At 45.9% G+C, this 20,479-nt stretch carries 23 protein-coding genes; 16 read left to right on the forward strand and 7 right to left on the reverse strand.

Translation table 11 applies throughout. From position 1 onward, the window contains the following. Window positions 1–111 precede the first annotated feature (111 nt). The 5 genes from BLS23_RS06870 to BLS23_RS06890 form a co-directional block, all read right to left on the reverse strand. Window positions 112–1,473, reverse strand: a complete 1,362-nt coding sequence (locus BLS23_RS06870; protein ID WP_089651803.1) for an aldehyde dehydrogenase — start codon at window positions 1,471–1,473, stop codon at window positions 112–114. 15 nt (window positions 1,474–1,488) lie between these two features. Further along, a complete protein-coding gene (rnz, locus tag BLS23_RS06875; RefSeq protein WP_089651804.1) occupies window positions 1,489–2,412 on the reverse strand; it encodes a ribonuclease Z in 924 nt (307 codons plus the stop codon). Between the two features lie 106 nt (window positions 2,413–2,518). Beyond that, window positions 2,519–3,535: an NADPH dehydrogenase NamA gene (namA, locus tag BLS23_RS06880; protein WP_089651805.1), complete on the reverse strand. Its 1,017-nt coding sequence runs from the start codon at window positions 3,533–3,535 to the stop codon at window positions 2,519–2,521. Further along, entirely contained in the window at window positions 3,532–4,692 is a 1,161-nt protein-coding gene (locus BLS23_RS06885; protein WP_167356025.1) for a glycosyltransferase family 2 protein, read from the reverse strand. Before BLS23_RS06885 ends, namA begins: the two co-directional genes overlap by 4 nt. Before the next feature lies 1 nt (window position 4,693). After that, complete coding sequence (locus BLS23_RS06890; protein WP_089651889.1) at window positions 4,694–5,440, reverse strand: glycerophosphodiester phosphodiesterase; 747 nt, start codon at window positions 5,438–5,440, stop codon at window positions 4,694–4,696. Between the two features lie 82 nt (window positions 5,441–5,522). Here BLS23_RS06890 and BLS23_RS06895 point away from each other — a divergent pair, with 82 nt between their 5' ends. Both BLS23_RS06895 and BLS23_RS06900 read left to right on the forward strand, forming a co-directional pair. Next, window positions 5,523–7,148 (forward strand): M20/M25/M40 family metallo-hydrolase, encoded by a 1,626-nt coding sequence (locus BLS23_RS06895; protein ID WP_089651807.1) that lies wholly within the window; start codon window positions 5,523–5,525, stop codon window positions 7,146–7,148. Between the two features lie 41 nt (window positions 7,149–7,189). Then, window positions 7,190–7,681, forward strand: a complete 492-nt coding sequence (locus BLS23_RS06900; RefSeq protein ID WP_089651808.1) for an AAA family ATPase — start codon at window positions 7,190–7,192, stop codon at window positions 7,679–7,681. A gap of 51 nt (window positions 7,682–7,732) precedes the next feature. Here the strand turns inward: BLS23_RS06900 and BLS23_RS06905 are convergent, their stop codons facing one another. Beyond that, window positions 7,733–9,256 (reverse strand): AbgT family transporter, encoded by a 1,524-nt coding sequence (locus BLS23_RS06905; protein WP_089651809.1) that lies wholly within the window; start codon window positions 9,254–9,256, stop codon window positions 7,733–7,735. A gap of 165 nt (window positions 9,257–9,421) precedes the next feature. Between BLS23_RS06905 and BLS23_RS06910 the strand changes: the two genes are divergently transcribed. The 12 genes from BLS23_RS06910 to BLS23_RS21715 all read left to right on the forward strand — a co-directional run bounded on the left by BLS23_RS06910 (window position 9,422) and on the right by BLS23_RS21715 (window position 17,587). Further along, window positions 9,422–10,444: an MBL fold metallo-hydrolase gene (locus tag BLS23_RS06910; protein ID WP_425250614.1), complete on the forward strand. Its 1,023-nt coding sequence runs from the start codon at window positions 9,422–9,424 to the stop codon at window positions 10,442–10,444. 4 nt (window positions 10,445–10,448) lie between these two features. Beyond that, window positions 10,449–11,243 (forward strand): SDR family NAD(P)-dependent oxidoreductase, encoded by a 795-nt coding sequence (locus BLS23_RS06915; RefSeq protein ID WP_089651810.1) that lies wholly within the window; start codon window positions 10,449–10,451, stop codon window positions 11,241–11,243. A gap of 196 nt (window positions 11,244–11,439) precedes the next feature. Further along, a complete protein-coding gene (locus tag BLS23_RS06920) occupies window positions 11,440–12,714 on the forward strand; it encodes a Y-family DNA polymerase (RefSeq protein WP_089651811.1) in 1,275 nt (424 codons plus the stop codon). Between the two features lie 62 nt (window positions 12,715–12,776). Then, window positions 12,777–13,109, forward strand: a complete 333-nt coding sequence (locus BLS23_RS06925) for an iron-sulfur cluster biosynthesis family protein (protein WP_089651812.1) — start codon at window positions 12,777–12,779, stop codon at window positions 13,107–13,109. After that, entirely contained in the window at window positions 13,106–13,330 is a 225-nt protein-coding gene (locus tag BLS23_RS06930; RefSeq protein WP_089651813.1) for a YqkE family protein, read from the forward strand. The genes BLS23_RS06925 and BLS23_RS06930 overlap by 4 nt, the downstream gene beginning before the upstream one ends. A 232-nt stretch (window positions 13,331–13,562) precedes the next feature. Continuing rightward, a complete protein-coding gene (locus BLS23_RS21710) occupies window positions 13,563–13,736 on the forward strand; it encodes a hypothetical protein (RefSeq protein ID WP_167356026.1) in 174 nt (57 codons plus the stop codon). Continuing rightward, window positions 13,726–14,028: a TIGR04104 family putative zinc finger protein gene (locus BLS23_RS06935; RefSeq protein ID WP_167356027.1), complete on the forward strand. Its 303-nt coding sequence runs from the start codon at window positions 13,726–13,728 to the stop codon at window positions 14,026–14,028. Before BLS23_RS21710 ends, BLS23_RS06935 begins: the two co-directional genes overlap by 11 nt. Before the next feature lie 275 nt (window positions 14,029–14,303). Then, window positions 14,304–14,753 carry a hypothetical protein gene (locus BLS23_RS06945; RefSeq protein ID WP_089651816.1) on the forward strand — a complete coding sequence of 150 codons (450 nt, stop codon included), beginning with the start codon at window positions 14,304–14,306 and terminating at the stop codon, window positions 14,751–14,753. Between the two features lie 59 nt (window positions 14,754–14,812). Then, on the forward strand, window positions 14,813–15,574 hold the full coding sequence (locus BLS23_RS06950) for a class I SAM-dependent methyltransferase (RefSeq protein WP_089651891.1): 762 nt from the start codon (window positions 14,813–14,815) through the stop codon (window positions 15,572–15,574). A gap of 889 nt (window positions 15,575–16,463) precedes the next feature. After that, a complete protein-coding gene (locus tag BLS23_RS06955) occupies window positions 16,464–16,865 on the forward strand; it encodes a VOC family protein (protein WP_089651817.1) in 402 nt (133 codons plus the stop codon). A 78-nt stretch (window positions 16,866–16,943) separates the two neighbouring features. Continuing rightward, a complete protein-coding gene (locus tag BLS23_RS06960; protein ID WP_089651818.1) occupies window positions 16,944–17,270 on the forward strand; it encodes a YnfA family protein in 327 nt (108 codons plus the stop codon). A gap of 164 nt (window positions 17,271–17,434) precedes the next feature. Next, window positions 17,435–17,587, forward strand: a complete 153-nt coding sequence (locus BLS23_RS21715) for a hypothetical protein (protein WP_167356028.1) — start codon at window positions 17,435–17,437, stop codon at window positions 17,585–17,587. On the opposite strand, the gene BLS23_RS06970 is transcribed toward BLS23_RS21715, so the two are convergent. Further along, the gene (locus BLS23_RS06970) at window positions 17,588–18,724 is read right to left on the reverse strand and encodes a DUF2515 family protein (RefSeq protein WP_089651820.1); all 1,137 of its coding nucleotides are present in this window, start codon (window positions 18,722–18,724) and stop codon (window positions 17,588–17,590) included. A 405-nt stretch (window positions 18,725–19,129) separates the two neighbouring features. Between BLS23_RS06970 and BLS23_RS06975 the strand changes: the two genes are divergently transcribed. Together BLS23_RS06975 and BLS23_RS06980 are read left to right on the forward strand one after the other, a co-directional pair. Continuing rightward, window positions 19,130–19,606 carry a GNAT family N-acetyltransferase gene (locus BLS23_RS06975; RefSeq protein ID WP_089651821.1) on the forward strand — a complete coding sequence of 159 codons (477 nt, stop codon included), beginning with the start codon at window positions 19,130–19,132 and terminating at the stop codon, window positions 19,604–19,606. 11 nt (window positions 19,607–19,617) lie between these two features. Next, window positions 19,618–20,253, forward strand: a complete 636-nt coding sequence (locus BLS23_RS06980) for a putative glycolipid-binding domain-containing protein (protein ID WP_089651822.1) — start codon at window positions 19,618–19,620, stop codon at window positions 20,251–20,253. Window positions 20,254–20,479: the final 226 nt, after the last annotated feature.

Genomic DNA, 20,479 nt, shown 5'->3' on the forward strand with positions numbered 1-20,479 from the left:
CGCAAGAAGTCTGGAACGCTCGCAAGAAGTCTGGAACGCTCGCAAGAAGTCTGGAACGCTCGCAAGAAAGCCGGAACGCACAAAAAAAGCGAGCGCAATGCTCGCTTTTTACTATCCGAAGAATTTCTTCAGCACGGCCATGCCGAGCTGGGATCCGGGATAGCGGAAGTTCTGATCGAACCGGGTCGTTTGTTTTGTTATGCTTTTCTCATGCGTAAAGGTATCAAAGCTTCGCTTGCCATGGTAGCTGCCCATACCACTCTCGCCGACGCCTCCAAATGGAAGGTGTGGATTGATGATGTGGTAAAGGGTATCGTTGATGCATCCGCCGCCGAAAGAGATCGAGTTGAGGATGCGCTGCTGTTCGACTTCGTTTTCGCCGAAGTAATACAGGGCAAGCGGCTTTGGCCGGCTGTTGATTTTATCAATGGCTTCATCGAGTGCATGGTAAGTCAAGACTGGCAGCACAGGCCCGAAGATTTCATCTTTCATGACTTGATCTTCCCAGGACACCTGATCGATAATGGTAGGCGCGATTTTGTGTTTGGATTCATCCAAAGAACCACCGACGACGACCGTTCCGGAATCGAGGTAAGAAGATACTCGTTCAAAGTGCGTTTGGTTTACGATTTTGGTGTACTCTTCATTGTCCAAAGGATTCTCACCGTAAAACTGCTGAATGTACTTTTTCATGGCACGGATCAAATCCGCTTTTACTTCATGGTGGACATAAAGGTAATCAGGTGCAATACACGTTTGTCCTGCATTGGTGAATTTGCCCCAGACGATGCGTTTGGCGGCAAGGTCGATGTTTGCATCTTTGTGAACGATCGTCGGGCTTTTTCCTCCAAGTTCCAGCGTCACAGGGATGAGCTGTTTGCTCGCTTTCTCCATAATGATTTTTCCGACGGGAACGCTCCCGGTGAAGAAAATATAATCAAGCGGTTGTTCAAGCAGCTCCTGGGTCACCTCTTTATCGCCTTCAACGACGGCAATAAAGTGAGGAGGGAAGTATTGTTCAATCATCTTTTTCAACACCCACGAAACAGTTGGTGTCAGCTCAGATGGTTTGATGATGACCGTATTTCCGGCTGCAATCGCACCGATCACCGGGGCGAGGGCGAGCTGGACGGGGTAGTTCCACGGAGCGATGACCAATACAGTGCCATAGGGCTCTTTTCGAATGAAGTTTTTTGAGCCTGTATGGGTGAGTGGTGTCTTCACTTTAGTCGGCTGCATCCATGTTTTTAACTGTTTCACATGGTGATCGATTTCACTTTTCAAAAAAGCGATTTCTGATGCGTACGCTTCATATTCCGATTTATTCATATCGAATTTCAAAGCATTGAGAATCGGTTTTTCAAAGGTCGCGAGCATCTTTTTCATTTTTAACAGCTGTTCTTTACGGAAAGCATAGCTCTTCGTATGTCCCTCTTTGAACCATGATTTTTGTAGCTTCACCGTTGGGTGCATACAGCTCCTCCTTTGTTAAGTCCGTTTAATGGGATGTTGATAAAAATCGTATGCGATGGTGGTGTTTGGGAATATGCCCTGTGCTTCGTCCAGGAGCTCCTCCACCGAATCACCCTGGTACCTGGAAGAAACATGATTAAGAATCAATTCTCCAACATTTGCTTTCTCTGCAAGGGTGGCGGCTTGTTTGACGGTGGAATGAAAATAATCATAAGCCATCTTTTCTTCATCCCCAGCAAAAGTCGCCTCATGAACGAGGACGTCGCTGTCTTTCAAGACCTCTTCGAGATGTGGAAGGTAACGTGTGTCTCCCAAAATGGCGATTTTACGACCCTTTTTAGGCGGTCCAATCACGTCTTCGCGGTTAATGACTCTTCCATCCTCAAGGACCGTCCGAGGTTGATTTTTGATCTTTTGATAGACAGGTCCAGGTTTGATTCCCAACGCCTTTAGCTTTTCTGGCTGAAGCTCGCCAAGTTGATCTTTTTCCTTAAGGATATATCCATAGCTTTCAAGTCCATGTTCAAGTTTAACGGCTTCAACGATGAACTGTTCGTCTTCGAAAAGCTCACCTTCTTCCACTTCTTCAATGTAAAGGGGGTAGCGAAGGTGCGTTCCGCTCAATTCGAGACTGATATCAATGTAATCTTTTAAACCGCGCGGCCCGTAAACGGTTACAGGAGTTTCTCCACCTTGGAAAGAACGGCTGCTCAATAATCCGGGCAGTCCATAAATGTGATCCCCGTGAAGGTGGGTGATAAAAATCACTTCAATTCGTCGCGGGCGTATGTTTGTATTTAATATTTGCTGTTGTGTGCCTTCTCCACAGTCAAAGACCCATGTCGTTCCACGCTCTTCAAGAAGGCGGAGGACAAGGGAGGAGACATTTCTTTCTTTTGATGGGACACCAGATCCCGTACCTAAAAAAAATAGTTCCATTGCCAACACTCTCCTACACTTATCATGATACCACCAGAAGGGGGAGAACACACTTGAAAAGCCATAAAAAAAACTGCCGGATGCGTTTCCGGCAGTTCGCAGATGTTTACCAAGCACGAGTGTATTGTCTTGGCCCTTCTAATGAGTAGCCGAGTTCATCAGCTGCTTCTTTTGGCCAGTAAGGATTTCTCAAGAGAGCCCGGGCCAGGAAAATCAAGTCGGCCCGTTCATTTTGCAAAATTTCTTCCGCTTGATTTCCACTTGTGATCAAACCGACAGCCCCCGTGTCGATACCGGCGCCTTGTTTGATTTGTTCAGCGTACGTAACCTGGTAACCGGGGTAAGGATCGATCGCAGCAGGTACGACACCACCTGAGCTGACGTCAATGAGATCTACACCCTGAGTCTTCATCTCACGGGCAAAATAGATAAAGTCGTCCATCGTGTTTCCATCTTTATGATATTCTTCTCCGGAGATTCTGACGAACAATGGTCCATTCCATTCATGCTTAACGGCCTCGATCGCTTCACGCAGGAAGCGGTAACGGTTTTCACGGGTGCCTCCATATTCATCGTCCCGCTTGTTCGTAAGAGGGGAGAGGAATTGGTTGATCAAATACCCGTGGGCTGCGTGAAGTTCAATCACATCAAAACCGGCTTCTTTAGATCGGCGAGCCCCCTCGCGGAAAGCTTCCACTGTACGTTGGATGTCTTCTTTCGCCATTTCTGTCGGGACCTTCATGGATGCACTGAAAGCTTCAGCACTCGGGGCGAAAATTTCATCCCGTAAGTTGGCTTTACGTCCGGCATGGGCCAGTTGAATGCCAGCTTTAGCCCCGTGACGGTGTATGCCTTCATTGATTTTTTGTAATCCTTCAATGTGTTCGTCGTTCCAGATACCGAGGTCTTCATGTGAAATACGGCCTTCAGGTAACACAGCGGTCGCTTCTGTAATGATCAGTCCGACTTGTCCAGCCGCGCGGCTTTCGTAATGGGTAAGGTGAAAGGGCTGAGCATAGCCGTCCTGATTGTCCGATGAATACATACACATCGGAGACATGACGATACGGTTTTTTAACGTGACGTCTTTTACTGTATAAGGTTCAAATAATTTATGTTTCAACGATGATCCTCCTCCGAGTTACGGAAAAATTGTTTCAATTCTTTGATCGAATACTGGTTGCCACGCCATTCAATTCCTCCACGTATCCATGTCAGGATAAGCGCTCTAGCAAGCATGAAAACAAACAAAAATGCGAAAATCGGCAGACCGAAAATCATCCACCATGGATAGTTTGTAAAAGAACGGGTAGTTAAACCATATAAACAAAATAACAAAAGGATGTTAATCGCGCTAATAATTTGAACGGGAGGATCACCGAAAATGAACAGAAAGAACGGAAGCACTTGCGAAATAAGGACGCCGAAAACAGCAAACAAGGAGAGGGAAACAGAGTAATTCAATCCAGCAAAGGCATTTTTTTCAAAACCCTGAAGAGCGGATTTGAAGTCTGGATACCATTCGACAGAAAGAAGCTGCTTGGCTGTTACGAGTTTTTGTCTGAATCCAGCCGCCTTAATCTTCTGCCCGAGGGCAAGATCATCATCAGGGCGAAAGCGCACCGCCTCATGGCCCCCGATCTTTTGATAACAGGATTTCGTCATCATTTGGAAAGCTCCAATCCCCATCCCACCTCTAGGTTTCTCCTGGTTCGCCGTCCATGGTCGTTTTAAATAACCGAAACCGAACAAAAAGTAGGAGATCAAGCCACGTAACGCAAAAGAACGGGCCGTTAGATCTGGTGCTGCTGTGAGGTGATCGAGCTTTTCAGCTTTCATGGCTGTCGTCGCTTTAGTGAGGGTCTGTTCTTCGAATTGAATATCTGCGTCTGTAAAAAGCAAATAAGCGCCAGCGGCAAGCTCGGCGCCTTTTTTCAGAGCATGATTTTTCCCAAGCCACCCTTTTGGCAGGTGATCGATATGAACGGCTCGAATGGAAGAGTGCAGGGCAGCTGCTTCATCGATGATTTCACCCGTTCGATCATTGGAGCGGTCGTTCACAGCGATGATTTCAATTTCCACGTTTTTTTGGTTCGCAAGGGTGTGCAACGTTTCGTGAATAGAGTCTTCTTCGTCTTTAGCTGCGATGATCACAGAGATGAGCTCGGACGTTTGAGAAGGAACGGTATGTTCGAGCTTTGGAATTTTTCTAATCCCCAAAAGGAAGTCCGTGAGCAGGATGGTCCATACAAGTATGAGTCCAACAAATACCCAAAACATATTATCGATTTTTCCGTTTTCGAAAAAGATCACGATACTCGATGGCCTGATGAGGAACATCTGTGAAAATTCCGTTCACACCCAGGCTGTAACACTTTTTCATCATGGAAGGGCGGTTGACCGTATAGATGCGGAGTTCTAGGTTTTCTTTGTGGCAGCGTTTCACGAGCTTTTTATCCAGAAGGCGGTGTTTGACATGCAAGGCATCACACCCTTCGGATTTCGCGTATTGAGGAAGGTTCCGCATTTTCGTCGATGTCAAAAATGCCGTCTGAATCGATGGATTGATTTCTTTCATGCGTGTGAGGGAATCGGCATTGAAACTGGAAATAACGGTCCGCTCCAGAACGTGATACCGTTTTAAAGATTCATAGACAATCCGCTCGATGTTTTTATAGGCAATGACGTTCGTTTTCAGTTCGACATTTAAAAACATAGGCTGGTCTCGAAACCAGCGAAGAAACTCGTCCAGTGTTACAATATAAGTGTCAGAAAATTTAGGAGAAAACCAGCTTCCTGCATCAAGCAGGCGCAGCTGAGCATATGTATAGTCTTGTACGAACCCTGTTCCATTGGTGGTGCGTCTCAGGTTTTCATCATGGATGAGGACGGGGATTTGGTCTTTGGTTAGCTGCACATCGGTCTCGATTCCGTCAGCTCCGGCTGCACGCGCCAGTTCAAAAGCAGGCATCGTATTTTCCGGAGCGAGCTTACTCGCTCCTCGATGAGCGTAAATAAGGGTTTTCATCGTGACGTTCACCTCTTCCAAGTAGCTTATGAGTTTGATTGTGTTTGATAATTCAGCAAAAGTCAATAAGGAGTGTGACCCCATGACAGTTTGGCAGACGAAAGAGCAGTTGACCGATCTCTTATGTTCTTTGGTAGAATATCCCAGCATAACGAACAGTAATGAAGAAATCGCAATCATCGAATACTTATATTATATTTTGGAAGATCGCGATTATTATAAAAAACGGCCCAGCCACCTCAACTTGCATCCGCTGGACGATGGGCGTCAATTACTGACAGCTTTAGTAAAAAAAGACGAGGCCAAGGAGACGCTCGTATTGATTTCCCACGTCGATGTCGTGGGGATTGAAGATTACGGTTCCTATCAGAATCTTGCTTTCTATCCGCGTGAGCTCACTCAAGAGCTACATAAGAATGTAGAAGATCTGCCGAAAGAAGCAGCCCGAGACCTGGAGTCAGGGAACTGGCTCTTCGGTCGAGGAACGATGGATATGAAAGCAGGTCTTACCGTCCACTTATCCCTATTGGAAAAGGCGATGGCAGGGGAATTTGACGGGAATTTACTTTTAGTCGCTGTCCCTGATGAAGAAGTGAACTCGGAAGGAATGCTGGCTGCTCTTCCAGCCCTTGCCGAGATTCGGGATAAGGAGGACCTTGAATATAAAGCGGCTCTGAATGGCGAACCGATGTTCAGCAAATATCCCGGCGATCCTGCTTATTATTTGTACACAGGTTCCATTGGAAAGACGCTGCCGGGCTTTTTATGTTACGGAAAAGAAACGCACGCCGGTGAACCGTTCGGAGGGTTGAATGCCAACCTGATGGTCAGCTACTTAGCACAGGAAATGGAACTGAACGAAGCCTTTATTGAAAAGGTCGGAGGAGAGCGGACACCGCCTCCGCTCAGTCTGATGCAGCGCGACTTAAAATTTGAGTATTCGGTGCAGACCCCTCAGGCAGCGGTCGCGATGTACAATGTCCTCTATATGAAGCAGTCCATTACAGAACTGAATGAAAAACTATTACAGGCGGCGCAGAGGGCAAAAGCGAAAATCATCAATCATTACTACCATCAGGCGTCTTTTTATTTGGAAGGCACGCAGACATCCGCTTTTCATCCGGACATCACGATACTGACCTATGATCAATTATACAAGGAAGCGGTCGCACGGTACGGGAAAATGGAAGTCGATCGCCGGCAGAACCGGTTAGTCAATTTGAGAGACCAGGGCGATCGTGATTTCTCTACAACACTTGTCCAAAGTCTTGCATCCATATGCAAAGATATCAGCCCGATGATCGTCCTTTTTTATAGTCCACCTTTTTATCCGGCGGTATCGTCTAATGACGATCCTTTCATCCAGCATGGGGCCAAAACGGCCATCGATTATGCCAGGGAGAAGTTCGGAGAAGAGCTTGAAGTGGTGGAGTATTTCACAGGGTTAAGCGACTTGAGTTTTATCGGTCCGACATCTTCCACGTCTTCTCTATCTGATTTGACGAAGCAGATGCCGATTCACGGGAATGGTTTTGAGTGGCCGACAGAAGTGATGGAATCGATCACAATGCCGATCATCAACATTGGACCATTAGGAAGAGATCCGCACCAGTGGACGGAACGCCTGGAATTAACCTACAGTTTTGAAAAACTGCCTCAGATTTTGACGCGGGTTATTCATGAGTTCTTTAAGAAGGACATGGGATAAAAGGGTTTTTGAGCAAACTTCTCTAAAAGGTCGGTGGTAGGATGGGCGTTATTTTTATTACTGGATTATCTGGTGTCGGTAAAACAAGTGTACTGCAAAGATTGGGGAATGAAGGATACGATGTGGTGGATACCGATGATCATGGGTACACAAAGAAAATCGCTACAGGAGAAGGGGATGAAATCGTGTGGGATGAAGAAAAAATCTCGCATCTTATCGAGCGAAAAAAGCACCCTCATTTAATCCTCTCAGGGTGTTATTCGAATCAAGGGAATTTTTATGAATCCTTCGATGCTGTCGTCCTCCTTGAAGCACCTTTGGATGTTATGCTTGATCGTGTGAATAAAAGAGAGACAAATCCTTACGGAAAGCATACAGATGAGAGGAAGGCAATTATAGAAAGTTTTAATTATGTGCTTCCAAAACTGCGAGCAAATGCAGATGTGGTGATCGATACATCAAAGGTGGGCATCTCTCAAACGGCCGATCGTTTGAAAAGTTTAATGATCCTGTCGCATCAGGTCAGGATTTAGGTATAAAAAAGCGTCCGGAAATCAATTCCGGACGCTTTTGTTTAGGATGGATTAACCATTGTATTCGAATCCTGCTCCAGGACCGATTGGCAAGCCGGTCAGCATCCAAATCAACAGCATCAATGTCCAAATGACAAAGAATGCAATGGAATAAGGAAGCATGGTAGAAATCAATGTACCAATACCGACCTTCTTATCATACTTTTGTGCAAACGCAATGACGATCGCAAAGTATGGCATTAATGGTGAAATGATGTTCGTTGTAGAGTCGGCAATCCGGTAAGCGAGCGTTGTAAGCTCAGGAGAGTAACCGAGCTGCATCATCAACGGTACGAATACGGGAGCCATAATCGCCCATTTCGCTGACGAGCTTCCGATGAACAGGTTGATGATACCAGCTACGAACATAAAAGCAATAATAAGTCCGATGCCTGTGAAACCGATGGAATCTAGGAATTCTGCACCGCTGACAGCAATGACTTTTCCAAGATTCGTATGGTTGAAGTAGGCAACGAATTGACCAGCCGTGAAGGCAAGAACAATGTAAATTCCCATGCTTGCCATCGTGTCGGACATTTGATTGGCTACGTCTTTATCATTCTTAATTTCGTTCGTGATCTTCCCGTAAACATAACCAGGGACAAAGAACATAATCAGAATGACAGGCACTAAGCTATGGAAAAATGGAGATGCTAAGAAATCATCAGGGTTACGCAATGGTCCCCAGGATGGTACAACGAGCAGGGATAGCAGCCCGATGGTCACGATAAACGCGATCAGAGCACCAATCATCCCTTTTTTCTCAAGTGGAGAAAGGTAGTTGACTTCTTCTTTCACGCCACCTTTGTAATCTCCAAGACGCGGCTCGACGATTTTGTCTGTTACGAGTGTACCGACAATCGTAAGGACGAAAACAGATACAATCATGAAGTAATAGTTCATCGTATAAAGAATCGTATCCGCATAGGCAGGATCAATGGTCGCTGCCGCTTGAATGGTCAAGTCACCAAGCAATGGATCCAACGATGTGAGGAGCAAGTTAGCACTGAAACCAGCGGAGACACCCGCGAATGCCGCAGCAAGACCTGCAAGTGGGTGACGCCCAAGACCGGCAAATAGGACCGCTCCAAGTGGTGTCAAAACAACGTAACCGGCATCAGCAGCCATACTGGACATAATACCACCGAACACGAGCGCTGCTGTCATCAGTGAACGCGGTACGGATGTAACAAGTCCACGAAGCATCGCACTGATCAGTCCTGAGCGTTCGGCAATTCCGATACCAAGCATCGTAACAAGAACCGTACCGAGCGGCGCGAAGCCTACGAAGTTTTCTACCATGCTTTCAAACATGTATTGAATGCCGTCACTGGAAAGCAAGTTGACGACTTGTAACGTTTCGCCGGTCGCTGGGTCTTCGACTTCCACATTCATCGTGGAGAAGATCCAGGAAGCGACGACAACCATGAGTGCAAATATTGCGAACAATGTGACAGGGTGAGGCAATTTGTTCCCGACGCGCTCAATCCAGTCGAGAATGCGCATTGTCAACCCTTTCTTTTCTTGTTGTTCCATGATCTTCCTCCTTATTGACCTTTACATTTCTTTTAAATTTACAATGACGCGTTAAAGTATAATGAAAAGTAATTTTTATTTGAAGTCTTTTGGAAAAAGTCCCACTAGAAAAACAATTATGAATAATGTGACGTCCGTAATCTTTGTCGCATAGGAGGAAAATCTATGGCAATCATGCTACAATATAGAAAAGTGAATGATCATTCAGTATGGAGGAAGTGTATGAAAACATTGAAGGATACCATTACACAATTCACATTGCCTACCCCTTATGCGGTCGGGGATGTTCATGTTTATTTGATAAAAGGTGACCGGTTGTCCCTGATCGATGCAGGCGTGAAGACAGAAGAGTGTTGGAAAGCGTTAGTTGAACAGTTAAAGGAAGCGGGATACCAGCCGGAAGATATTGAACAGGTGATTTTGACCCATCACCATCCGGATCATATGGGGCTTGTTGAACGACTGCCGAACGTGAATACCATCGCCGGCCACCCGAATTTGAAGCCTTGGCTTGAGCGGGAAGAAGAATACTTCTCTCATTATGAAGAATTTTTCAAAGGCATGTACAAGGAATCTGGAGTGCCTGAGCGCTTTTTTCCATTGTTAAAGGGATTGAGGAAGACATTGAAATGGACGTCGGAAGGAAAGCTTACCCACGAATTGACAGAAGGTGACCGGTTACCGGGTCATGAAGAATGGGTGACAATCGAAACACCCGGCCATGCCCAAAGCCATTTATCTTTTTATAGAGAAGGGGACGGGGCGTTGATTGGTGGAGATCACCTGCTCTCCCATATTTCTTCGAACCCTTTACTTGAGCCGCCTCACACAAAGGGAGAGGTTCGTCCAAGACCTTTGCTTGACTACCGAGATTCTATGGAAAAGTTGTTAAAGTGGGAGATTGGTAACGTCTACCCGGGGCATGGAGACATCTTCGATCGTGCGCACGAACTGATTCAGGAACGGTTAAAAAAGCAGGAACAGCGAGCGGAAAAGGTATTTCGAATGTTTAGCGAGGGGCCATTACGTGCATATGACGTATGCAAGCGTCTCTTTCCGAAACACATCGAGAATCAATTCGGTTTGACGATGTCTGAAACAATCGGACAGCTGGACTACTTAGAAAGCGTTGGAAAGCTTAAGGTTTCTTACGTAGACGGAGAGAAATTCTATCAAGCAAATAGGTGATCGAATGAATGAACGAGTAAAAGGAAAAAAAGTACTTATCACAGGAGCCTCGAGTGGAATTGGCGAATTTCTCGCGATCCACGTCGCGCAGGAAGGCGGGACCCCGATCCTTGTGGCGCGGACCGCACACAAATTGGAAATCATTGCAGAAAAGATTGAAGGAGCCTTTGGCGTCAAAAGTCCATGGTACCCTGCGGATTTATCGAATGATGCAGAGTGGAAAGATACGATTGACCGGATTTGTTATGAACATGGATCCATCGACGGGCTGATTAACAATGCAGGAATCGCCGTGTTCGATCCTGTGGCCGAATCGAATTGGCAGGATATCGAGCGTATGCTGTCTGTGAACGTGAAGTCACTGTTTCGCGCCACGCATCAGTTGCTGCCACATTTGGTGCAGCATGGAGAAGGCCATATCATCAACATAGCATCACAGGCAGGCAAAATCGCCACACCGAAATCTGCCGTTTATGCAGCAACTAAGCATGCGGTTATAGGTTTCACGAATGCGTTAAGGATGGAAGTAGAGCCTTTAGGCATCTATGTCACTTCCGTCAATCTCGGACCTGTGAGGACGAATTTCTTTCAACAGGCGGACCCGAGCGGGAAGTATGAGAAGTCGGTCGATAAGATCATGCTTGATCCAAACCGTGTAGCAAGGACGGTCGTCCACCATTTATTTACGAAACAGCGTGAGATCAATATGCCTTCATGGATGGACTCCGGAAGCAAAGTCTACTCTCTCGCACCAGTCGCGATGGAAAAACTCATGCAAAGACAATTCAACAAAAAATGATTCACCCCATACAAAAACCTCTTCCTTTCAAGGGAGAGGTTTTTGTATGGGGTTGGATGGAAAAATATGTATGACTTGGTACACCAATATTTGTAAGACCTGGTCAGACAGGAAATGGTAGCAGGAATTGGTACTTGCAAAAGCGAACATATATTCGCATAATGAGGATATACTAGGTAAAGGAGGTGGAGACGACATGGGGCATCCGAGCATTGATTATGGAAGGTATCCGGACAGGGGGATTTTGTGTGTGGATATGAAAAGTTTCTATGCGAGTTGTGCGGCGATTGACCGCGGACTTGATCCGCTCACGGTCCCGCTTGCCGTCGTTGCGGATATGAACCGGAAAGGGAGTGTCGTATTGGCTGCGACTCCGGCGATGAAAAAGAAATACGGCATCCGTACAGGAAGCCGCCTGTTCGAAATCCCTTCCGCGCCGGAAATCGTCATCGTCTCCGCGCAAATGAGGAAGTACTTAGAGGTGTCCACTCAAGTGACGAACCTTTTTCACAAATTCGTCCCGAAAGAAAAGATCCATACGTACAGCGTCGATGAAAGCTTCTTAGAAGTGGGAGATAACAAAGGGAAGTTCGGTGTGCCGGAAGAAACGGCACAAATGATTGTCGATGAATTAAAAGAAACATTCCATCTGGATGCGGCGATCGGCATCGGGCCGAACATGCTGCTTTCCAAACTATGCCTCGACCTTGAGGCAAAAAAGAAAGGCATCGCTCGCTGGACGTATGATGACTTTCAAGAGAAGTTGTGGCCGGTCGCACCCTTGTCGGAAATGTGGGGGATTGGCCCAAGGCTTGAACACCGTCTGAATCGCATGGGCATCTGGTCTGTCGGGCAACTGGCGAAATTCCCGCTCGATCGCCTTGAAAAAACGTTCGGCGTGATGGGAAACCAGCTGTACTACCATGCGAACGGCATCGATTTGTCCGATCCCGGTGCTCCGATCATTCACGGTCAGGTGAGCTATGGGAAAAGTCAGATTCTCCTTCGTGATTACCAAGATCCGGAAGAGGTGAAGTACGTCATCCTCGAAATGTGTGAAGAAGTCGCCCGGCGTGCCCGGAAAAAAGGCCATGCAGGAAGAACGATTTCCCTCGGGATCGGCTACAGTAAAAGCGAAGGGGCGGGTGGATTTCACCGCTCTGTATCCATTGAGCATCCGACGAGCATTACGATGGACATTTACCATGCCTGCCTCACCCTGTTCCACCGCTTTTTTAACGGCGGAGTCGTCCGCCGCATCTCCGTCACCCTCGGAAACATTACGGAAGATGCCAATGTCCAACTCGACTTGTTTGATGACGGCCGCGATAAAAAAAGAGACCTCGGCTATGTGATGGATGAGATTCGTGAGCGCTACGGGCAGGATATGCTTCTTCGCGCAGTATCCTGGACAAATGCAGGGACCGCCCGCCACCGTAGTCGTCTTGTCGGCGGACACTACGCAGAATAAAACAGAACCGTTGCCTCGGAAGCGTGGTTTTTTTACAATAGAAGAAACAGGAGGGATGAACGATGAAACTACGCATCACCGAAGAAGCGAAGCAGCAGCTAGAACAAATCCAGGATCCTGAGCGTCCGCTCATCCGACTTTTTTATGACACAGAAGGATGTGGCTGCGGCGTGAATGGACTGCCAACCATTCGTCTGGAGAAAGAAGAGCGCTCTACCGATCGAAAAGTAGAAAATGATGATTATGCCGTCATTATTGATGATCAGCAGGCGACCTTTTTCAAAAAGGATATGAAGCTCGACTTTATGAGAGGCACGTTCCGCCTTTCCAGCCCGGACGGCATCCTGAATCCGATCATCCCGATCAAAGACGTGAAAGAAGGAGCGACCGTATGAGTAAGAAAAAGACGCAACCCGGATCTCTCGGAGACCAGCTGAATGCTGATGTTTTATCAAAGCTGAAATCCAAAAAGACGGAGCTGAAGCAGCAGGCCGTTGAACGTGAAGAACAGGAAAAGCAGCGCCGAATCGAAGAGCGCAAGCGAGCAGAAGCGAACAAAAGCTTTGAGGAACTGCTGAATGAAAGTGAGCTCGACTGGAAATCCTTCAAAAAATAAGCACCCCGCTACAGGGTGCTTATTTTTTATGAGAATTTATTGAGTAAAGTCGTTATGGATTAGAGTTAGGGCGTTGCACCCTCTCGTTAGAGCACTATTGCACTCGTTCGGTCAGTATTCGTTCCACATCGGGCGTTATTCCTTTTGGTTAGGGATCTATATAATGATATTTTTCGGAAAAATTGAAACATTCGCACCACATTGACCGTATAGAAAGGCAGGAGGGAACAAAATGATCGATTTTTTCCTAGTATTCTTCATTGGAACCTTAGGGATAGCGCTCGCTGTAACCGGTTGTGTTCTTGCGCTCGTCCGTAACATTCGATCCACAGGTGAAACGGAGCGGATTCGGCGTTTGGAAAAAGAAGTGGAAGCATTAAAGGAGAGTGAAGAGAGTGAGGTGTAAGACATGCGGACGCAGTTGGACATTTGGAAAAGCACTGCTTTCATCGATGAAAGTCACCGGTAAGAAACAATGTCCACATTGCGGAGCGGAACATTATTCTACGAAACGAGCCTATCATCGTTCAGGGATATTAGCGCTTACGGCATTTTTTGTGTTTATGTTTTTAATAGAAACGTTCCAAATGCGGCTGACGTCTGCCTTGTTTTTCGCTGTCTTTCTTTTAGTGATCGTCCTATTTGTCCAACCGTTGGTGATCCACTTAGCTGATGAGGAAGTCTTGCATAAGGAGTGAGGGTTTGTTGAAAGATTTGTTTTTTCTTCTCAAGGGACAAAAAACAGAGAAGATAAAGTGCTATTCAAAAGAGTTCAGCAAAATCCAGAAGCATAAAAGAATGGGGTTGAAAATATCTGATGAACGAAGGAACCGAAAAATCTATGGTTTTCCGCTCATCCGGGTCATGTTGGAAGAATACGAGGAGAAAGGTCGGTTTCTAACCTTAAAGCAATCATTTCAACGCTGCATACGACAGATCAGTCTCGCAGCCAGAGGTTTAAGAGGGTGATGTCTTGAATTATAAATATAGCAACACGGAATTATGGAGGAAAAAAGCGAGAGGTTCCTTGTTTAACATAATTGTAAGTTTATTACCGGCAGTACTTTCTCTTTATTTGCACGGCCGGATCGAGCCGTTTATCGTTTTCGGATCAGGTGTGGTTTTTTTAATAGGTTTGTGTCAAATGCTTCATTATTACAAAATGCCTGAGCGTGACTATGTGCGCGTGGAGGATGATATCCTCGACATCCGGATTGGAATCGCTGATCCGAATGCTCGTCTGGCAGATGAAGAAATAAAGCGTATCCAGCAAATGGATGATGTCATATCCATAAAATCAGACAAAGGTGAGGAAGAGAACATTTACTTAGAAAACTTATCCGATGAGGATGCAGCATCTCTTTTAGACGAGCTGAAGCACCAATATGGAAACCGCATGCACACCAAGAATCATCCAGCTTGATCGACCGTTATTCAAAGATGGAAAAACCTTATTGTTTAAAAGAAGAGAGGAAGAAAAAGATGAGCCAAACGACCGAACATAACAGTAAAGCATGGGACAAAAAAGTGGAAGACGGGGTACGTTACACCCAAAGCATCACGCATGAAACTATCGAAAAAGCTCGTAGCGGCGAGTGGACGATCGGTGTGACCGCCGATCGCCAGGTGCCGAGAAACTGGTTTCCTGAATCGTTAAAAGGAGTGAAGGTTCTCTGCCTTGCATCTGGAGGTGGTCAACAAGGACCTGTCCTCGCTGCCACAGGTGCCGAGGTCACCGTTTTTGATTTATCGGAAAAACAGCTTCAACAAGACGAAAGGGTAGCTGACCAAGAAGGACTCGATTTGAAAACCGTTAAAGGTGAGATGACTGACTTATCCGTATTCGCAGATGAAACGTTCGATCTCATCGTCCACCCTGTCGCTAACGTATTCATCGAAAATGTACGCCCGGTCTGGAAGGAAGCGGCACGTGTTTTGAAAAATAAAGGAACGCTCATTTCAGGCTTTATGAATCCTGTTCTTTACTTGTTTGATGCAGAAAAAGAGGACGAAGGTAAGTTGGAAGTGGCTCATACGATTCCTTACTCTGCGCTTGAAGAGGAAGAAGTGATTGAAGGCGAAACGCTCGAGTTCGGCCACACACTGGAAGACCAACTGCAAGGCCAGACGGATGCTGGCTTTGTCATTGCAGGAATCTATGAAGATGATTTCGGTGGTGAAAGAACCATCGACCACCATATTAAAACAATGATTGCCACAAGAGCCGTTAAATTAAAGCTATAAGGAGCGGTTTATGGTTTCAACAATTATTACGGTGTTGTTTTCCTTCTTGATCATCTTCGTGGTTTTGCGCACCGCCTACCGGATGTTTGAAAAAAACAGTACCCCGATAATTCCTATACACCGTTCGATTATGTGAGCGGGCAAACAGAAACTCCTTTTCATGAAGAAGACAAGGAAGAGCAAGAGGAAAATGACAGAACGGGTCAGCGTTATGACTAAACGCATGCCCTGTTTTTTATTCTTGAGTTATTAAAGAATATGCAGGATTCTTGAAGACTCAGTTTCGAGATGTTCCGGGGTTCGTTGCTTGGGATGAGCGTAAGGGGTGGTTGGGAAGCCACTCGCTTTCCTGTGGGGGAGTGGTGAGCTTCCTCGGACTACGTCCTGCGGGATCTCATCTATCTCCTTTCTCCCACGGGAGTCTCGCAGCTTCCCAACCACCCCATTCGATACATGTGAGAAACGAACCCTTTTACCGAGAGGGGCTGTCTTTCACTATCCTGTTGGTATAGGCAGAAAACGCTCTATAACAAGCTTTCCGTATGCAGAATAGCTACCTCGGTCGTTGATCCCCCTTCCAATTTCCATGTGCATGAAAGCATCTTATTATGGAAGTAGTTTCGAGACACTAGTATGGCAAAGGGGCGGAGGGGAATGGCGAGACTCCTGCGGTGAAAAAGTGCTTGGTGAGACCCCGCAGGACGCAGTCCGAGGAGGCTCACCGCGCTCCCGCGGAAAGCGAGCTATTCCCCGCAGCCCCATCGACTCAACAAAAGTCTCGAAACTGAGTCTTCCACAATAGGGAGCATTTATATCACAAGAAACTTATTGTGAAGGAAGGAGTTTCAAAGGTTTGGTTGAATACATATATTCGATAGGAGGACGTAGCATGAACCATTCATTAATCCGAGTAGGGACGATTTATTTACCTGTCCAAGAAGTGGATAAATCCGCAGTCTGGTATGAAGAAAAGCTTGGAGCTGACATCAATTATCAAGATAACCAGAAAGCCATCGTAGACTTAGCAGGCATCAGTATTTTCTTAGTAAAATCATCGCCGGAACAAACATCAAACTTTTTAGATGAGGACGGAAGCGAGCGTTTTGCCATCACATTTGAAGTGTATGGAAAAGAGGCGTTGAGGGCTTTACATAAAAAGTTAAAAGATAAAGGGGTTGAGGTGGGTGAAATCGAAAACAGGGGCCACCCTGGTTTGAATTTTGTATTTGAGGATGTAAACGGAAACCGATTGGATGTCTGGAGCGAGTTAAGTCCTGCTTATAGAGTTTGATGTCGATTTAGTAGTTTGTGACAGATAGATGTTTCTCCTGTAAATTATAGATATAGTTTTTTTACAGGAGTGATTGTAATGATTCAAGCATTCATATTATTTCTATTTGCAGGAGTGGCTGAAATCGGAGGAGGGTATTTGATCTGGCTCGCCATCCGTGAAGGTAAGCCGCTTTCCTGGGGAATCGCGGGAGGATTCGCGCTTGCCTTATACGGGGTGATTGCTACGTTTCAAAGCTTCCCATCTTTTGGCCGTGTATACGCCGCCTATGGTGGTGTGTTCATCATTTTATCCGTGATGTGGGGATGGGGTGTGGATCGGAAAACGCCCGATCTATATGACTGGATTGGTGCAGGGATCTGTATGATCGGTGTTTGTGTCATGTTATTTGCGCCAAGACAATAGGAGATCGGATGAAAAAAGGAATTCGTGGTTTGATTGCAGTCTTAGTGTTTCCATTGCCGGTTTTGGAATGTGGTTATGAATGAAAAAGCAAAGTGTCCCCTCCAGGAATGATGGTCCATACGGAAACCAGTGATACACATGTCATTTCCGAGGGAGAAGGGCCGGTGACTGTCGTTTTAGAAGCAGGGTTCAGTTCTATTTCCCTGGACTGGCTTTATGTCCAGCCAGAGCTTGCCCGGCATGCAGAAATCATCACCTATGACCGTGGAAACTATGGATGGAGCCGTTCAATGAGATCAAAGAAACCAGTTACATAGTTAAGGACGGTCTGCGGATCGTCCTTCTGTTTTGTGAAAAAATGTATGCTTTGTTTGAGAGGCGAACTCGATTTCTTCCAACGTCCGGCAATACACAGGTTCAATGTCTCCGCTGAATTCCTTTGCATTCTTCTTCATCAAGTCCAATATGTTTACACTCTTGAACCAATCCCCTGTCTCCGCTTCTGCATGGACCCAGTCCTCCCACACAATCTCCAGTCTGGGACTGTAAATTTTGGGCCCGTTCTGCTTTCGTTTGCATGGGCTCATAGTCATTTCATGGACATGACCCGGTGGTGTTTCATTGACATCATTAAATAGTTGCGGCCAGTAATCCTTACGCGAGCCTGTGTGTTTATTAGCTGAGCACCATTGGACGATTTGATCCAAGCGTGACCGCACACCATAAAGAAGCTCGTAAAGAGATCTTCCGAGGAGAATGCGTTCATCTACGGCAGAAAAGTGGTGAACGGTTCCACCGACGAGTTTGATCTTCTGCTGGATCGGAGTCATATAAGGGAAGAGGATATGATTCATTGAAAGCATATCTTGAAGTTTGAACATCACTTTGTCCATAACAGTCGCCATGTAAAGGTGGTTTCTTACCACACGATTTTCGATATAATGCTGTTCATTGACGATCAGCGCTTTCGTCAGTTCTTCACTATTTCCGCTTTTCCAAAAACGTTCCCAAAAAGGCTTCATGAATTTGGATACGTTCAACGCATCTAATAGGTGATAGAGAGGCCGGCCATGCTTCAAACTGGCATCATATAGCAATAGCTGGGGGTAAGCATCCTGAAAGATGAGCCAATTTCCTCGTTCTAAGAAAACGAAAAAGTCTCTCCCTTCTTTTCCTGTCAACAACTTTGGTAGATATTCACCCTTCAGATCAGTCATGTTCCAGCCCGCGTTTCTAGAGACGAGGTGGGCAAGCAGTGCCCAATGAATTTCAGGATGCTTTTCAAAAAAGTGAAGATACGCCATCGTACGTGTGACATTGTTTCGATTTTTCTCCTGAGTGATCCTCCTTATTTCCTTCACGAGCGTTTCTTCCTGCGTCGTCAACGGGGCTGGGGTTGCTTTCAACGCGGCCTTCAAGTCTTTTTTCAGCAGGCGCCATTTGGATGAAAACATATCCTTTTCACCTCCTACTACGAATATATTTCCGAAACGAATGCAACATGATTAACTTAGTATTTGTCTGCCATCCTTCTCTATGTAAAAAAAGGAAGGAATTTCAATTCAGGTAGCGAATTTTAAGAGAAGGAGGAGCGAGATGGATTTCCCTTTGAAGAAAAAGATAACCAATGATAAGAGCAACCTATACAAATCGCAGCTATAACAGAACGCCAAACAGCTTCCACAAGCACTTGAACAAACAACGAGAAATGCTGCCGTTGAAAAGGTTTTGAGCCGGTGGTCTTTTCCATAAGGAGAGGAGGAAATTGGGAACGTTGTAGCGAGATCATTCCGTGATATTACGTTCATTCATCCCGCCATACTTCTACGATGCTCGAGTGAAGAAATGGAGGGTGCAAGATGGTTCAGTTCCGAACGATTGACTTAAAAAAAGACCGGCAGTGTATCATTGATTTCCGTAAAGATTCGTTTATGGTGAGCTTCGGTAACACCTCAGGCTTTGACGCAAATGCATACTTGTTCTATGTGCTTGAAAAAGTAGAGCAATACCCTGATGGTTTCGTTATGGCACAGGTAGACGGAGGAGTCATTGGTCAGCTGGAGTTATCGGTGAAAAAGTATAAGGGACGGAAAATCGGATACATTCACTTGTTTTACCTGATCCCTTCAGAGCGTGGGAAAGGAATGGGGAAAGCACTTCACAACTACGCGATCGATTTTTTTAAAAAACGTAACCTTGAGGAATTTCATTTGCGTGTTGCACCTGATAACCATCGAGCACGCCAATTTTATGAGAAGGCAGGGATGAAAACAATCGGTCCTGATCTTGATGGGAAAGTTATTCGGATGAAAGGGTCTGTCACAAAATCCATTTAGGAGGGAAGCATATGGAGCAACGTGTGATTTGGGATCATCTGGAGTCCGCTGGAGCGGAACATTTAACGTTGAAAAAGTTAACCAATCATATGGAGGTACGAGGGACGGTATTGCTTGTGGATCAGGGAGTGCCACATCATCTTACTTATGATTTGAAGCTCGGACTTGATTGGAAGACTAAAAAAGTGAAGATTTATCAAGAACAAGAGACCGAGCCCTTTGTCGTCCAGGCGGAAAAACAGGATAAGTGGTGGGTCAATGGGAGGTACGATGAGAATCTGGATGGGGCGACGAACGTCGATTTGACCATCACGCCTTTTTCCAACACCTTGCCGATCAATCGTGTGACCTGGCATATAGGAGAACGACGGACGTTCAAAATGGTTTTTGTCGATGTATTAAGGAAAGAAGTATTTCCACTGCTTCAAGTGTACACGTATTTGGGAGATAACGACGGTTATAGGATCTTTCAATACCGCTGCAGGGATTATGAGACCGCACTAGTCATTGATGCTGAAGGCTGGGTCGTCGAGTATCCTGGTGCCTTTGAACGCAAAGCCCTGTTGACAACAGGAGACCGGAATGTAGGGAAACAACCACAGCCTCTTCTAGCTAATGCTCCATCTTCGTCAGAAGGATTTTATTAAAAGCTGATCAGCAAATTATTTTGACTCTCCATGGCATAGGATCTACCGCAGAAGCGTGATGAAGAGAAAGTCTTCATCACGCTTTTTTTGCTGGCTAATAATCATAAATACTCATATGTGAACCTCTGGTTAGTTCTAAAGTATTGAACCTCAAGTATTGAAGTAATTATAAATCAAGATCGATAAAAGATACAAAACATTCGATTTGCACACAAAACCGCCCATT

The organism is Halobacillus aidingensis, assembly GCF_900104185.1.
Lineage (GTDB): Bacteria > Bacillota > Bacilli > Bacillales > Halobacillaceae > Halobacillus > Halobacillus aidingensis.

What these genes read in the sequence shown, in the direction of transcription:
- BLS23_RS06975 (WP_089651821.1), top strand. Translation starts at nt 19,130, where the DNA reads ATGGTTCAGTTCCGAACGATTGACTTAAAAAAAGACCGGCAGTGTATC.
- BLS23_RS06950 (WP_089651891.1), top strand. Translation starts at nt 14,813, where the DNA reads ATGAGCCAAACGACCGAACATAACAGTAAAGCATGGGACAAAAAAGTG.
- BLS23_RS06870 (WP_089651803.1), bottom strand. Translation starts at nt 1,473, where the DNA reads ATGCACCCAACGGTGAAGCTACAAAAATCATGGTTCAAAGAGGGACAT.
- BLS23_RS21710 (WP_167356026.1), top strand. Translation starts at nt 13,563, where the DNA reads ATGATCGATTTTTTCCTAGTATTCTTCATTGGAACCTTAGGGATAGCG.
- BLS23_RS06890 (WP_089651889.1), bottom strand. Translation starts at nt 5,440, where the DNA reads ATGAAAACCCTTATTTACGCTCATCGAGGAGCGAGTAAGCTCGCTCCG.
- BLS23_RS06895 (WP_089651807.1), top strand. Translation starts at nt 5,523, where the DNA reads ATGACAGTTTGGCAGACGAAAGAGCAGTTGACCGATCTCTTATGTTCT.
- rnz (WP_089651804.1), bottom strand. Translation starts at nt 2,412, where the DNA reads ATGGAACTATTTTTTTTAGGTACGGGATCTGGTGTCCCATCAAAAGAA.
- BLS23_RS06915 (WP_089651810.1), top strand. Translation starts at nt 10,449, where the DNA reads ATGAATGAACGAGTAAAAGGAAAAAAAGTACTTATCACAGGAGCCTCG.
- BLS23_RS06980 (WP_089651822.1), top strand. Translation starts at nt 19,618, where the DNA reads ATGGAGCAACGTGTGATTTGGGATCATCTGGAGTCCGCTGGAGCGGAA.
- BLS23_RS06905 (WP_089651809.1), bottom strand. Translation starts at nt 9,256, where the DNA reads ATGGAACAACAAGAAAAGAAAGGGTTGACAATGCGCATTCTCGACTGG.
- BLS23_RS06955 (WP_089651817.1), top strand. Translation starts at nt 16,464, where the DNA reads ATGAACCATTCATTAATCCGAGTAGGGACGATTTATTTACCTGTCCAA.
- BLS23_RS06970 (WP_089651820.1), bottom strand. Translation starts at nt 18,724, where the DNA reads ATGTTTTCATCCAAATGGCGCCTGCTGAAAAAAGACTTGAAGGCCGCG.
- BLS23_RS06885 (WP_167356025.1), bottom strand. Translation starts at nt 4,692, where the DNA reads ATGTTTTGGGTATTTGTTGGACTCATACTTGTATGGACCATCCTGCTC.
- BLS23_RS06900 (WP_089651808.1), top strand. Translation starts at nt 7,190, where the DNA reads ATGGGCGTTATTTTTATTACTGGATTATCTGGTGTCGGTAAAACAAGT.
- BLS23_RS06925 (WP_089651812.1), top strand. Translation starts at nt 12,777, where the DNA reads ATGAAACTACGCATCACCGAAGAAGCGAAGCAGCAGCTAGAACAAATC.
- BLS23_RS06920 (WP_089651811.1), top strand. Translation starts at nt 11,440, where the DNA reads ATGGGGCATCCGAGCATTGATTATGGAAGGTATCCGGACAGGGGGATT.
- BLS23_RS06910 (WP_425250614.1), top strand. Translation starts at nt 9,422, where the DNA reads ATGGCAATCATGCTACAATATAGAAAAGTGAATGATCATTCAGTATGG.
- BLS23_RS06930 (WP_089651813.1), top strand. Translation starts at nt 13,106, where the DNA reads ATGAGTAAGAAAAAGACGCAACCCGGATCTCTCGGAGACCAGCTGAAT.
- BLS23_RS06960 (WP_089651818.1), top strand. Translation starts at nt 16,944, where the DNA reads ATGATTCAAGCATTCATATTATTTCTATTTGCAGGAGTGGCTGAAATC.